The organism is Kitasatospora sp. NPDC096140, from assembly GCF_040303045.1.
GTDB lineage: Bacteria > Actinomycetota > Actinomycetes > Streptomycetales > Streptomycetaceae > Kitasatospora.
This window is the reverse complement of record NZ_JBEOUW010000020.1, coordinates 77322-90795: the sequence shown is the minus strand read 5'-3', so window position 1 is coordinate 90795 and position 13474 is coordinate 77322. Positions and strand designations below refer to the sequence as shown.

Annotated in this window: 13 protein-coding genes; 11 read left to right on the top strand and 2 right to left on the bottom strand. The window is 74.2% G+C overall.

Annotated features, from left to right (window positions below; all coding sequences use genetic code 11):
• Positions 1 to 126: 126 nt before the first annotated feature.
• Positions 127 to 1050 (top strand): LysR family transcriptional regulator, encoded by a 924-nt coding sequence (locus ABT048_RS21875; RefSeq protein WP_350523111.1) that lies wholly within the window; start codon positions 127 to 129, stop codon positions 1048 to 1050.
• A 201-nt stretch (positions 1051 to 1251) separates the two neighbouring features.
• A complete protein-coding gene (locus ABT048_RS21870) occupies positions 1252 to 2433 on the top strand; it encodes an MFS transporter (RefSeq protein WP_350523110.1) in 1182 nt (393 codons plus the stop codon).
• A 60-nt stretch (positions 2434 to 2493) separates the two neighbouring features.
• Here the strand turns inward: ABT048_RS21870 and ABT048_RS21865 are convergent, their stop codons facing one another.
• Positions 2494 to 3354: an NAD(P)H-binding protein gene (locus ABT048_RS21865; RefSeq protein WP_350523109.1), complete on the bottom strand. Its 861-nt coding sequence runs from the start codon at positions 3352 to 3354 to the stop codon at positions 2494 to 2496.
• A 275-nt stretch (positions 3355 to 3629) separates the two neighbouring features.
• On the opposite strand from ABT048_RS21865, the gene ABT048_RS21860 reads away from it, so the two are divergent.
• Together ABT048_RS21860 and ABT048_RS21855 are read left to right on the top strand one after the other, a co-directional pair.
• A complete protein-coding gene (locus tag ABT048_RS21860) occupies positions 3630 to 4280 on the top strand; it encodes a helix-turn-helix domain-containing protein (RefSeq protein ID WP_350523108.1) in 651 nt (216 codons plus the stop codon).
• Positions 4281 to 4381: 101 nt separating this feature from the next.
• Complete coding sequence (locus tag ABT048_RS21855) at positions 4382 to 4870, top strand: DUF4265 domain-containing protein (protein ID WP_350523107.1); 489 nt, start codon at positions 4382 to 4384, stop codon at positions 4868 to 4870.
• Positions 4871 to 4995: 125 nt separating this feature from the next.
• On the opposite strand, the gene ABT048_RS21850 is transcribed toward ABT048_RS21855, so the two are convergent.
• Complete coding sequence (locus tag ABT048_RS21850; RefSeq protein WP_350523106.1) at positions 4996 to 5814, bottom strand: alpha/beta fold hydrolase; 819 nt, start codon at positions 5812 to 5814, stop codon at positions 4996 to 4998.
• Between the two features lie 144 nt (positions 5815 to 5958).
• On the opposite strand from ABT048_RS21850, the gene ABT048_RS21845 reads away from it, so the two are divergent.
• The 7 genes from ABT048_RS21845 (at position 5959) to ABT048_RS21815 (ending at position 13450) form a co-directional block, all read left to right on the top strand.
• Positions 5959 to 6519, top strand: coding sequence for a helix-turn-helix domain-containing protein (locus tag ABT048_RS21845; RefSeq protein WP_350523105.1), 561 nt, complete (start codon positions 5959 to 5961; stop codon positions 6517 to 6519).
• 136 nt (positions 6520 to 6655) lie between these two features.
• On the top strand, positions 6656 to 7894 hold the full coding sequence (locus ABT048_RS21840; protein ID WP_350523104.1) for a styrene monooxygenase/indole monooxygenase family protein: 1239 nt from the start codon (positions 6656 to 6658) through the stop codon (positions 7892 to 7894).
• Positions 7895 to 8024: 130 nt separating this feature from the next.
• A complete protein-coding gene (locus ABT048_RS21835; RefSeq protein WP_350523103.1) occupies positions 8025 to 8570 on the top strand; it encodes a hypothetical protein in 546 nt (181 codons plus the stop codon).
• A gap of 176 nt (positions 8571 to 8746) precedes the next feature.
• Complete coding sequence (locus ABT048_RS21830) at positions 8747 to 9658, top strand: phytoene/squalene synthase family protein (protein ID WP_350523102.1); 912 nt, start codon at positions 8747 to 8749, stop codon at positions 9656 to 9658.
• A 477-nt stretch (positions 9659 to 10135) separates the two neighbouring features.
• A complete protein-coding gene (locus tag ABT048_RS21825; protein WP_350523101.1) occupies positions 10136 to 11230 on the top strand; it encodes a sugar ABC transporter substrate-binding protein in 1095 nt (364 codons plus the stop codon).
• Positions 11231 to 11399: 169 nt separating this feature from the next.
• Positions 11400 to 12188 carry an ATP-binding cassette domain-containing protein gene (locus ABT048_RS21820; RefSeq protein ID WP_350523100.1) on the top strand — a complete coding sequence of 263 codons (789 nt, stop codon included), beginning with the start codon at positions 11400 to 11402 and terminating at the stop codon, positions 12186 to 12188.
• On the top strand, positions 12185 to 13450 hold the full coding sequence (locus ABT048_RS21815; RefSeq protein WP_350523099.1) for a sugar ABC transporter permease: 1266 nt from the start codon (positions 12185 to 12187) through the stop codon (positions 13448 to 13450). The genes ABT048_RS21820 and ABT048_RS21815 overlap by 4 nt, the downstream gene beginning before the upstream one ends.
• The last annotated feature ends 24 nt before the right edge of the window (positions 13451 to 13474 follow it).

Genomic DNA, 13474 nt, shown 5'->3' with positions numbered 1-13474 from the left:
ACGGCGACGGGCGGGGCGCGCCCCGGCGCGGAGGCCGGTCGGGCGGGCTGCGGTCGCTCTTCCTCGAACCTAGGCGGCCTGCGGATTTGCAGCAATCGGCAAAATGGCAACTGATACTTTCACCTGGTGCAACTGTCCTCGGTCGACCTCAACCTGCTGGTGGTCCTCGACGCCCTCCTGCAGGAGAGCTCCGTCACCCGCGCCGCGGACCGGCTCAACCTCTCCGTCCCGGCCACCAGCCGCGCCCTCGGCCGGCTGCGCCGCGCCTTCCAGGACCCGCTGCTGGTGCGCTCCGGTCGCGGGCTGCGGCCCACCGCCGCCGCCGTGGACCTCCGACCGCGGCTGAGGCTCTGGCTCGAACAGGCCGAGGAGCTCCTCGACCGTCAGGCCCGCCCGCTCGACCGCAGCCTGACCGTCGTCGCGCCGCAGGACCTGATCATCACCAGGAGCGCCGACCTGCTCGCCCGCCTCGCCGCGGCCGCCCCCGCCGCCGAACTGCGCCTGCTGGCCTCCGACGGCGGGCGGGACGGCGCCGAAGCCGTCCGGGACGGCACCGCCGACCTCGCCGTCGTGGTCAACGCCGCCAAGTACCCGGACCTGCGCTCGCTCGGCCTGGTCCGGGCCGGACTCACCGCCGCCGTCCGGGCGGACCACGGCCTGACCCGCGGCGAGGTGACCGCCGAGCGCTTCGCCGCCGCCGGGCACGTCCTGGTCTCCCGCAGCGGGCGGCCGGAGGAGGCGCTCGACCGGGAGCTGCGCGAGGCCGGCGTGCCCCGCACCGTCCGCTGCGTCGTCCCCGGCTACCTCGCCGCGCTGCAGCTGGTCGGCCGGACGGACCTGGTCACCGTCGCCCCCGCCGTGCTGGTCCGCGAGCCGGGCGCGGCCCTCGGCGTCGTGCCGGTCGACGTCCCCGCCCGGCTGCGGCCGCTGCGGGTCACCCTCCTGTGGCACCCGCGCCGGGACCAGGACCCGCTGGTGCGGCTGCTGCGGGAGAGCCTGGGCGCGCTGGCCGCGGAGCTCACCGGGGCGGGCGACGAGCCGCCGCACTGAGCGGCCGGACCGGGCGGCGGGACTGGGCGGCCGGACCGGGCGGCCGGCCTGTGCTGCCGGTCGAACTGCCGCACGGATCCGCCGCGTCGAACTGCGGCGTGGAGCCGCCGCTTCGAACTGCCGATCGGGCCGGAGTGCGGAGGCGAAGGCGCCGGGTGCGGGACCGTACCGGTGGCCCGTCGGGACGGATACCGTCACCGGGTGACCACGACGAGCAACTCCACGTCGCCGGAAGCCGGTTCCGTCCGGCCGCCACTGGTGACCCGGGCCCTGCTGCTGCGCTTCGTCTCGCTGTTCGGGTCCTCCGTCGGCTTCAACCTGCTGCTCTCCGCCGTCCCGCTGTACGCCCAGGAGTCCGGCGGCGGCGACCACGCGGCCGGCCTGGCCACCGGTGCGCTGATGCTGGCCACCGTCGTGGGCGAGCTGGCCACGCCCGCGCTGACCGCCCGGTTCGGCTACCGCCCGGTGCTGGCCGCCGGGTTGGTACTGCTGGGCGCGCCCGCGCTGGTGCTGGCCGCGACCGCTTCGATGGCGGCGGTGGTGGTGGTCTGCCTGCTGCGCGGGATCGGCTTCGCGACCGCGTTGGTGGCGGGCGGGGCGCTGACGGCCTCGCTGATCCCGGCCGAACGGCGCGGGGAGGGGCTCGCGCTGGTCGGGGTGGTCTCCGGAGTGCCGTCCGTGGTCGGCCTGCCGATCGGCGTCTGGCTGGGCCAACACGTCGGCTGGGACTGGGTGTTCGCGATCGGGGCGGTGGCCCCGCTGGCCGCCGTCGCCTCCGTCCCCGCCCTCCCGGACCGCAGGGCCGCGTCCGGTCCGGCGGTGGGACTGCGGGAGGGGCTGCGCAGTGCCGCCCTGCTGCGACCGGCGACGGTGTTCGGCGCCACGGCGCTGGCGGCGGGAGTCATCGTCACGTTCCTGCCGCTCGCCGTCCCGTCCGGCGGGGCCGTCGCGGTCGCGCTGCTGGTCCAGCCCGGGGCGGCGACGCTGGCCCGCTGGCTGGCCGGGCGGTACGGGGACCGGCGTGGCTCGGCCGGGCTGGTGCTGCCCGCCCTGCTCGCCGCGGCGGCCGGGATGCTGTTGCTGGCCTGGACGGACAGCGCGGTGGCGGTCGTCGCGGGGGCGGCGGTGTTCGGTGCCGGCTTCGGCGCCGCGCAGAACGCGACGCTGGCGCTGATGTACACCCGGGTGCCGCCGTCCGGGTACGGCACCGTGACCGCGCTGTGGAACGTCGCCTACGACGGGGCGATGGGCGTCGGCGCGGTCGCCTTCGGGGCGGTCGCGGGCGGGACGGGCTATCCGTGGGCGTTCGCCCTCACGGCGGCGGTGATGCTCGCGGCGCTCGCCCCGGCCCGGTGGGACCGGGGGAGCGCCGCGCCGGAGTGAGGGTCGCGCCGGGGTGAGCGCCGCGCCGGGCGCGGACCCCCTGTCCGGTGTGACCGCCCGTCAGTCCCGGAAGACCGCCGCGTGCTCGGCGGCGAACTCGGCGAAGGAGCGGGCCGGGCGCCCGGTCAGCTTCTCCACGTCCGGGCTGACCGCCGCGGCCTGCCCGGACGCGTACAGCCCGTACAGCTCGACCATGCCCTCGGCCCGCCACGGGTCCCAGCCGGCGCCGAGCATCCCGGCCAGGGCCTGCTCCGGCGCGAGCGCGGTGTACGCCACGTCGCGGCCCGCGACCGCGCCCAGCTGCTCGGCCAGCTCGTCGTGGGTGAGCCCGGCCGGGCCGGTCAGGGTGTAGACCGCGCCTTCGTGGCCGTCGGTCGCCAGCACCTCGACGGCCGCCGCGGCGACGTCCCGCGCGTCCACGTACGACACCGCGCCGGTGCCGCCCGGCACGGCCAGCGTGCCGGACCTCACCGACCCGGCCATGCCCAGGAAGTTCTGGTAGAAGCCGTTCGGCGCGAGGACCGTCCACGGCAGGCCGGAGGCCCGCAGGTGGTCGAGGCCGCTGACGTGCGAGCCGACGAAGCGCACGCCCTCCGGGCGGTGCTCGACGCCCGCGGCCGCGTGCAGCACGATCCGCGGGCGGCGCCCGGTGCGCACCGCGGCGTCGATCACGTTCCGCTCGTGCCCGGCCATCTCGGGGTGCACGGCCACCAGCAGGTAGACCACGTCGGCGCCGGCCAGGGCCGCGTCCAGCGACTCCGGGTCCGCGAAGTCGGCGGCCACCCGCTCGACCGCGTCGTCCCACCCGGCCGGCCCCGACGAACCGGCGCGCACCACGGCCCGCACCGTCGCACCGCGCTCCCGCAGCCCCACGACGACCTCGGACCCGACCGTACCGGTGGCACCCGTCACGACGATCACGGATGGCACTCCTCCCCGTTGTGGACCCGGACCTGATTCCGCGTCAGGCCGATGATCGCAGCCGGGTGGTGCGGGATCAAGGCCGGGTCCGGGGGCCGCGGCCCGCGGCCGTCGCACCGCCGACGGTGCTTACCGACACGCACGGGCCGGGCCGTTGCTCGACTTGCCGCAGGGTGGGCGCTTGGATGGTTCCGCCCTGGTCAAACGGACGGACCCGTACGGGGTCACGCCCGGCCTGCGGCCCGAACACCCCGGCAAGCCGAGGAGTCACCACCGTGCACGACACCCCCGACCCCGCCGTCGTGGCCCGCCGGATCGCCGAACGGCGGGAGCAACTGGGCCTCGGCGAGGAGGAGCTGGCACGACGGGCGGCGATGGCGCCCCGCTACCTGCGGCACCTCCTCGAAGCCGGGCCCGGCTTCGACCCGGGGGGCTTCGTCCGGATCGCCGCCGCCCTCGGCAGCAGCACCGACGAGCTGCTGTCGGGCCGCGCCGACGCCCCGCCCGGGCACGGCGGCCCCGGGCCGCGGCCGCAGCTGGAGAACCTCACCGAGGCCGAGTGCTGGGAGCTCGTCGGCACCCACGGCATCGGCCGGATCGGCCTGCCGGTCGAGCCGGGGCCGGTGGTGCTGCCCGTCAACTACGTGGTCGACCGGGCCTCCTTCGCCTACCGGACCGGTGCGCGCCACGCCACCGCGCCGGAGGAGGGCGCCGCGGTCTCCTTCCAGGTCGACCACATCGACGAGTACCTCGGCCGCGGCTGGAGCGTGCTCGCCCTGGGCCCGGCCCACTACGAGGACGACCCGGGCGAGCTGGAACGCCTGGACGGCCTGGTCGGCGCGGCACCGTGGGTGGGCGGCGACCGCCGGCTCTGGGTCCGGATCCGCCCCGAGGAGGTCACCGGCCGACGGCTGGTCACGGGCTGAGGCGGCCGTCGCCCCGTGCTGTCGCCCCCGGCACCGGCAGCGGTGACCGGCTGCGGCATCATGGCGAGGTCAGCGGAGTCGGCCCCGGGGGGAGTGCGGTCGTGCAGTTCGTCGTCCACCGGGACCCGGCCGGTCGCGCCGCGTCCCACCACATCGCGCGCGCCGACCTGGCCCCCTTCGGACTGGACGGGCGGGTCGAGCAGCTGTGGCTCCGGGCCCTGAACGACGGGAGCCACCAGGTCGCCTGCATACCCTTCGCGGCCTACGGGATCGCCCTGGGCGACATCGTGCTGCTCGACGACGAGGACTACGTCAGCGAGGTCGTCGGGACGGCCTGGCACCGGACGCTGCGGCTGGTGTTCGTCCCCGGCCTGCCGGCCGACGACCTCCGCGCGGCCGCCGACGGGATCAGGGCCGAGACCGGCGCGGCCGGACTGCTGAGCGAGTGGGAGGGCGACCGCCTCGTCGCCGTCGACGTCCCGCCCGACGTCGAGCCCGCCGGGCTGCTCGCCGTGATGGGGGCGCTGGTCGAGGCCGGACACGCCCGCTGGGAGTGGGCCGACGCGATGCCGTTCGCCGCCCGCTCCTGACGCCTCCTCGGTGAGCCGCGCCGCGCGTCGCCACGCGCGCGGTGCGCGGCGCGCGGTGCTCGACAAGCGATGCGCGGTGCTCGACAAGCGATGTGCGACGGACGAGGTCGGGCGAGGCGGGGCCGTCAGCCGCGGTCGAGCAGCTCGCGGACGCGGTCGGCGACGAGCGCGGGCTGCTCGGCCTGGATGAAGTGCCCGGAGTCCACGCGCTCGTAGCGTCCGTCGGGCAGGGCCTCGGTCCAGCGGCGCTGGTGTTCCTGGAGCGCCGGGTGGTTGCGTTCGCCGCCCCGCCGGGGGCGGTCGGCGGAGAGCAGGACGGTCGGGCAGGCCGGGGGCACCGGGGGCCGGGCCCGCAGGCGGGGGACGGCGGCGGCCACCGCGCGGAACTCGCGGCGGGTCTGGGCGATGCCGGCCGGGACGAAGTCCTCGGCGAGCATGGTGGCGTAGGTCTCGGGCGGGAAGACCCGGCGGACCTCGCCGCCGGCCAGGCGGGCGACCGCCCGGAGCCGGATCAGGGGCCCGACGACCGCGAGCGTGCGGTCGACCCGCCGGGCGATCTGCTCCATCGCGTCGTACGCCGGGGCGGTCTCCGGCGTGGGGTCGACCAGCAGTACCCCGCGCAGCCGGGGCGCCAGCCGCTCGGCGGCGAGGCGGGCCACCAGACCGCCCATGCTGTGGGCGACCAGCACGAAGCGGCCCGGGACGGTGGCGTCCGCCAGGGCGACGAGGTCGGCCGCCAGGTCCTCGACGGTGAGCGGGGCGTCGCTGCGCGGGCTGCGGCCGAAGCCGGAGCGGTCGTACGCGACCAGCCGGGCGCGGTCGGCGAGCAGCGGCAGGACCGGGTCCCAGGAGGTGCGGCCGAGGCCCTGGCCCGCCTCGAAGAGCACCTGGTCGGGGCCGTGGCCGGACTCCTCGACGTACAACGGCCGTCCGTTGACGGTCACCTCCCGTCCGCTGGTGCGACCTGTCCGTGGTGCCTGCCGTGTGCGGCGCATGTGCTGGTCCCCCCGTTCCGCGCGCCAGGATCCCGTCCGGGCGCTGACCGTTTTCATCTTTGAGAATGGTAGCGGCTGTGAAATCGTGGAGCAATGGACCACGATCCCGCCGACCTCCTCCTGCACCCGGTGCGCCTGCGCGTGGTGCACGCCCTCGCCGGGGGCCGAGTGCTCACCACCACGCAGCTGGGCGAACGGCTGTCCGGCGTCTCGAAGGTGACGGTGTACCGGCACGTCGCGCTGCTCGCCGAGGCGGGCTTCCTGGAGGTCGCGGAGGAGCACCGGGTGCGGGGCGCCGTGGAACGGCACTACCGGCTGCGCGAGGACCGTCCGGCGGTGGACGGCGCCACCGCCGCCGCGATGTCGACGGAGGACCACCGCCGGGGCTTCGCGGCCGCGATGGCCGTCCTGCTCGCCGAGTTCAACGCCTACCTCGACCGGGACGACGCCGACCCGGCGGCCCAGGGCGTGTCCTACCGGCAGGGCACGTTCTGGCTCAGCCCCGAGGAACTCGCCGAGCTGGGCGGCGAGTTGTTCGCGGTGCTGGCGCCGCGGCTGGCCAACCGCCCGGCACCGGAGCGGGATCCGTACCTGATCAGCCCGATCGTCTTCCCGGCCGCGGGATCCGCCGGAGCGGCCGCTGACGGTCCGTGAGCCCGACCGTCGGCCCCGGGGCCGGCCGCCCCTGCGCGGCCCGTGGACGCGCGCGCCGATGACTGGTATCCAGGCCACTGGGCAGCCGGACGGAGCCGGCGCCGCGCCGGGACGTACCACCAGGAGAGCAGGGGCGATGCGCAGAGTTCTGATCGTCGGTGCCGGGCAGGCCGGACTCCAACTGGCCCTGGGGCTGCAGGCCCACGGCTACGACGTGACGGTGCTGACGGACCGCAGCGCGGAGGAGGTGCGCGCCGGACGGGTGCTGTCCAGCCAGTGCATGTTCGACTCCGCGCTGCGCACCGAGCGCGCCCTCGGCCTCGACCTGTGGGCCGACAAGGCACCCCGGATCGAGGGCGTCGGGGTGTCGGTGGCCATGCCGGACGGGCCGCGGGTGATCGACTGGGTGGGGCGGCTGGACGCCTACGCGCAGTCCGTCGACCAGCGGCTGAAGATGTCGACCTGGCTGGAGGCCTTCGCCGGGCGCGGCGGCCGGGTGGAGCTGCGCACGGTGACCGCCGCCGACCTGCAGCACCTGGCCGGCTCGTACGACCTGGTGCTGGTCGCCTCCGGCAAGGGCGTGCTGGGCTCGCTGTTCGAGCGCGACCACGCGCACTCGCCGCACGAGCGGCCGCAGCGCGCGCTGGCCGCCGCCTACGTGCACGGGCTCGCGCCGCGCCCCGAGCACGACTTCCCCGCGGTGCGCTGCAACGTGGTGCCCGGCATCGGCGAGTTCTTCGTGATGCCCGCCCTGACCATGTCGGGGCCGTGCGACATCCTGCTCTGGGAGGCCATGCCGGGCGGACCGGCGGACGCCTTCGACGGGCTCCGCGACCCGGCCGAACACCTCAGGGTGACACTGGAGTTGATGAGGACCTTCACGCCTTGGGAGTACGACCGGGCCCGTGCCGGTGTCGAGCTCACCGACGCCGGCGCCACCCTGGCCGGGCGCTTCGCCCCGGTGGTCCGCCGCCCGGTCGGCGAACTGCCGGGCGGCGCCGCGGTGCTGGGCGTGGCGGACGTCGTGGTCACCAACGACCCGGTCACCGGGCAGGGGGCCAACAACGCCGCCAAGTGCGCGGCGGTCTACCTGGAGGCGATCCTCGCCCACGGCGACAAGCCCTTCGACCGCGACTTCCAGCAGGCCGCCTTCGACGGCTTCTGGGAGATCGCGGGCCCGGTCACCACCTGGTCCAACGCGATGCTCGCCCCGCCGCCCCCGCACGTCCTCGACCTGCTCGTCGCCGCCGGCGAGCACCAGGCGGTGGCGGACCGCTTCGCCAACAACTTCAACGACCCGGCGGACGTGGCGCGGTGGTACCTCGACCCGGACCGGGCCGCCGCGTACCTGGCCTCGGTCACGGCCGGAAGCTGAAAGGTCAAGAGCTTCCCAAATCGGGTGCGATCGCGCGTCGATCATGGTGGGTTCGTGTCGCCCCCTCGCCGAGGGGGACATTCGGCTCGGAACACGAGCAGTACGGACATCCGGACAACAGGAGACAGCGGTGGCGGTCGACGGGGGCAACATGGCCCAGGTTGTGATCGATACGGCGTACAACGAGCGCAAGCGGCTGCACACCGGCCGCAGTCGGACCACCACCATGATCGTGCTGGGTGTCCTGGCCGGGATCGGCCTGTTCCTGGCGCTGGTCGTCGGCAAGTCCGACCCGGACTCCGCGCCGACCTGCGACGGCCACACCATGACCCGGAACAGCGAGTGCCGGATCTGGTCCAACCACGGCGGCGGGGGCACCTACTCGTACGACGAGATGATCGACCGTCGGGAGTCCTCCAACGGCGTCTGGCGGGTCATCGGCTTCGGCGGCGCCGGCCTCGCCGTCGTCCTGATGGCGGTCGCCTACACCAAGCTCGACCCGAACCGCCCCTGGGGCAAGCCGGTCAGCGCGGCCTGCCCGCGCTGCCGGGAGCTCAACCTGCGGGAGAAGCTCACCGTCCACAGCGTCACCAAGGGGCGCACCACCCACCGCTACAGCGGCATCGTCACCCTCTGCACCCCGGCCTGCGGCTTCTCCACGATCCGCCAGCGCTGACCGGTCCGGCCGCTCGGCGTCCGGGCCCTGCCGTCCGGTCCCGGCTCCCGGCTCCCGGATCCCTGCGCCCGGGCCTTGCGCTCCGGTCCCCGCCCTCCGGGTCGGGACCGGAATGGGTCGTCCGCCTCCCACCCACTACGCTCGGTCCGGATCGAACGGACGATTGGGTGAAGCGAGTGAGCAGGTGGGAGCGGGCGCTGGACGCGGCCGGCGTGCACGACCCCGGGCTGCGGGCCGACTACGGCCGACAGCGCCGGCAGGTCGCCCGGTACAAGCGGGAGGTCACCCTGGCCGCCGGTCTGCTGCTCCCGGACCGCACCGTCCCGCACGTGATCGCGGCCGCCGCCTTCATGCACCGCACCGACACCCTGCTCGACAGCGGCCCGCTCGCCGAGCGCCGGGCGGCGTCCGCCCGCTGGCAGCGGGAGGTCACCGGGAGCCTCGACGCCGACCGCACCGACGACCCCGAGCTGCGCCCGCTGCTGAACAGCGTCGCCGCGCACCCCGCCCTGCGCGGGCACGTCCTGGACTTCCTGGCCGCGGCGGAGACGGACCTCGACTTCACCGGGTTCGCCACCGAGGAGGAGTACCAGGCGTACGTGGACGGGTACTCGTTGCCCGGCTTCATGCTCGTCGCCGGGCTGCTCGGCCCGGACGGTGACCAGGCCGCCTACCGCGCCGCCTGCCGCACCTACATCGACGCCGCCCAGCGGCTGGACTTCGTCAACGACCTCGCCGAGGACCTGGCCGAGGGCCGGCTGACCGTCCCCGAGGACACCCTGAGCCGGCACGGCGTCACCCGGGCCGACCTGGAACAGGCCCGCGACCTGCCGGCCGTCCGGACGCTGCTCGGCGAACTGCTCGACCGGGCCGACCACGCCCTCGCCGAGGGCGGCGCCGTCGTCGAACTGGTGCCGGCCGCCCACCGGCCGATGGTCCGCTGCCTCCTCGGCGTGGACGGGCTCGTCAGCGCCGCCGCCCGTGCCGACCTGGGCGCGCTGCTGCGCCGCTCCGCGAGCCCGGCGAAGGGGGCCGCGCTGCGCCTGCTGGGCCGCGAGTACCTCCGGGCCCGCCGGCTGCGCGGCTGAGCGGCCCGCCGGCTGCGCGGCCGAGGGACCGGGCGGTCCGCCCGCGCCACCGCTGACGAATCGTCAGGGTTCGTGCCGGGTGCGTGAGTCGGCTCCGTGGGGTGGGCCGGCCCGGGACGCCGCTTCGGCGGGGCCGCTGCCGTGAAGTCCGCAGCCGACCTGCGGACTATACCCCAGTCGACACATCTTGAACGCACGAGCCCCAGGCGTCACTCCAGGGCTCAGCAGGCGCCCGGCCTGTGTCGAGACTTCGCCGAAGTCCCTGCCTGCACTCCGTCATCGTCACTGATAGTCGCGACGATGACGCATTGCGTGTTCATGGCACCCCCTTCAGGTGATGGATGCGTTCAGGAAGATAACGAAAAGGCCCCGCCTTCTCTCGCCTTGGATTTACTTCTTGACTCCATCTGGCACATGCGGGTTGACTCCCTCCCACTCCGCCGCACTGTCGCGGCGACGTCAGGGAGGCACCCCCACATGAACGCAATGATGCGTCGCGCCGTCATCGCCACCGCAGCCGTCTCGATGGCCCTGTCCATGGCCGCGTGCGGCAAGGCCGGCAGCGACAAGAAGGACTCCGCCGCGAGCGGCGACAACAAGTCCATCGGCCTGCTGCTGCCCGAGAACGCGTCCTCGACCCGCTACGAGTCCTTCGACCGCCCGTTCATCGAGGCCAAGGTCAAGGCGCTGTGCGCGGACTGCAAGGTGCTCTACAACAACGCCGAGGGCAGCGCTGCCAAGCAGAAGCAGCAGTTCGACACCCTGATCGCCCAGGGCGTGAAGGTCATCGTCCTGGACGCCTTCGACGCCACCTCGACCCAGTCCTGGGTCAAGGAGGCCGCCGCCAAGGGCGTGAAGGTCGTCGCCTACGACCGCCTGGCCACCGGCCCGGTCGCCGCCTACGCCTCCTTCGACAACGAGAAGGTCGGCGAGCTGCAGGGCCAGGCCCTGGTCGACGCGCTCGGCGCGCAGGCCGCCGACGCCAACGTCGTCATGATCAACGGTGACGACGCGGACCCGAACGCCGGCCAGTTCAAGGCCGGTGCGCACAAGGTGCTCGACGGCAAGGTGAAGAAGGTCGTCTACGAGCAGTCCGGCGAGTGGAAGCCCACCGTCGCCGGCCAGAAGATCGGTGCCGCGATCACCCAGCTCGGCAAGGACGGCTTCCAGGCCGTCTACTCCGCCAACGACGGCATGGCGGGCGCCATCATCACCCAGCTCCAGGGTGCGGGCATCAAGGTCCCGGTCGGCGGCCAGGACGCCGGCCTCGACGCCATCCAGCGGATCGTCAACGGCGACCAGGCCTACACCATCTACAAGGCCTACAAGCCGCTCGCCGACACCGCCGCCGAGCTGGCCGTCGACCTCCTGCAGGGCAAGGACGTCAAGTCCGTGGCCACCGCCAGCGTCGACAGCGCCACCGACAAGGGCATCCCGGCCAAGCTGCTCGACCCGAAGGTCGTCACCAAGGCCAACATCAACGACACCGTCATCGCCGACGGCCTGTACAAGGCCGCCGACATCTGCACCGCGGACTACGCCGCCGCCTGCGCCACCGCCGGCCTGAAGTAGCACCGCCCGGGCGGAGCTCCCCGCCTCCCCGGGGAGCACCGCCCGCAGCGCGCGGCAGGCCCCGGCCCGCCCCGACAGCCCCTTTTCGACGTTCACCCGCCCGCTCCGCACGGCGCGCGGGCCACACCGGCCGCCGACCCACCATCACGGCGTGCGCGGGAAGAAGGAGATGGTTCACGTGACAGGCGCACCCGTACTGGCGTTGCGCGGGGTCTCCAAGCGCTTCGGCGCCGTCCAGGCACTGACCGACGTGCACCTGGAGGTACACGCCGGCGAGGTGGTGGCCCTGGTGGGCGACAACGGCGCCGGAAAGTCCACGCTGGTGAAGACCATCGCCGGCGTCCACCCCATCGACGAGGGGACGATCGAGTGGGAGGGCCAGGCGGTCTCCATCGGCCGCCCGCACGACGCCCAGGCCCTCGGCGTCGCGACCGTCTACCAGGACCTCGCGCTGTGCGACAACCTCGACGTGGTCGGCAACCTCTTCCTCGGCCGTGAGCTGAAGCGGTTCGGCACGCTCGACGAGGTCGCCATGGAGAAGCGCGCCCGCGAACTCCTCGACACGCTCTCCATCCGCATCCCGAGCGTGCGCATCCCCATCGCCGCCCTCTCCGGCGGCCAGCGCCAGGTGGTCGCCATCGCCCGCGCCCTGGTCGGCGACCCCAAGATCGTCATTCTGGACGAGCCCACCGCCGCCCTCGGCGTCGAGCAGACCGCCCAGGTCCTCGACCTCGTCGAGCGCCTGCGCGACCGCGGCCTCGGCGTCATCCTGATCAGCCACAACATGGCCGACGTCAAGGCCGTCGCCGACACCGTCGCCGTCCTGCGGCTGGGCCGCAACAACGGCGTCTTCGAGGTGGCGAACACCTCGCACGAGGAGATCATCTCCGCCATCACCGGCGCCACCGAGAACGCCGTCACCCGCCGCCAGGCACGACTCGCGGAGGAAGCGAAGTGACCACCGAGCAGACCACCCCCGACACCCCCGCACCGGCCGCCCCCGCGGTCGACCCCCGCCTGCTCGTCCGCGAGGCCGGTCTGGCCGGCTACGTCGCCGAGTTCAAGCAGAAGATGAAGAACGGCGACCTCGGCTCCGTGCCCGTCGTCCTCGGCCTGATCCTCATCGGCGTCATCTTCCAGAGCGTCACCGGCGACTTCCTCAACGCCGACAACCTCACCAACATCACCAAGTGGATCGCCGGCCCCGGCCTGATCGCCGTCGGCATCGTCTTCGTGCTCCTCCTCGGCGAGATCGACCTCTCGCTCGGCTCCGTCGCCGGCGTCGCCGCCGCGATAGCCGCCGTCCTGTCCGTGCGCTCCGGCTACAACGAGTGGCTCGCCTGCCTCATCGCCATCGCCGCCGCCGTCGCGATCGGCGCCCTGCACGGCTTCTTCTTCGCCAAGATCGGCGTCCCGGCGTTCGTCGTCACCCTCGCCGGCCTGCTCGCCTGGAGCGGCCTGCAGCAGTACGTCCTGGGCGACAAGGGCACCGTCAACGTCGTCAACGACGGCGTCCTCGCCAACCTGGACACCTACTTCCTCGGCGACGGCGACGTCGCCTACACCTGGGGCCTCGCCGTCCTCGGCGTCGCGCTCTTCGGCGCCGGGCAGATCATGGACGCCCGCCGCCGCAGCGCGGCCGGCCTCGCGGCCCGCCCGATGAGCGAGATCGCGCTGCGCACCGGGGTCCTCGCCGTCATCGCGCTGACCGCCGCCTACATGCTCAACCAGGACCGCGGCCTGCCGCTGCCCCTGCTCGTCTTCCTCGGCGTCGTCGTCATCACCGACTTCGTCCTGCGCCGCACGAGCTACGGCCGGCAGATCTTCGCGGTCGGCGGTGGCGTGGAGGCCGCCCGCCGCGCGGGCATCAACGTCGCCTGGGTCCGGATCTCGGTCTTCATGATCTCGGCCGGCATGGCGGCCCTCGGCGGTCTGTTCATCGCCTCGCAGCAGGGTTCCGCGGACAAGATCCTCGGCGGCGGCAACGTCCTGATGAACTCCATCGCGGCGGCCGTCATCGGCGGCACCAGCCTGTTCGGCGGACGCGGCAAGACCTGGTCGGCCCTGCTCGGCATCCTGGTCATCCAGTCGATCATCACCGGGCTCGACCTGGTCCACGTCAACCAGGCCATCCAGTACATGATCACCGGCGCCGTCCTGCTCGCCGCCGTCGTCCTGGACTCGGTGTCCCGACGCACCCGCAAGACCGCCGCGCGCTGACCCGCCGTCACGCGCTGCCCGGGC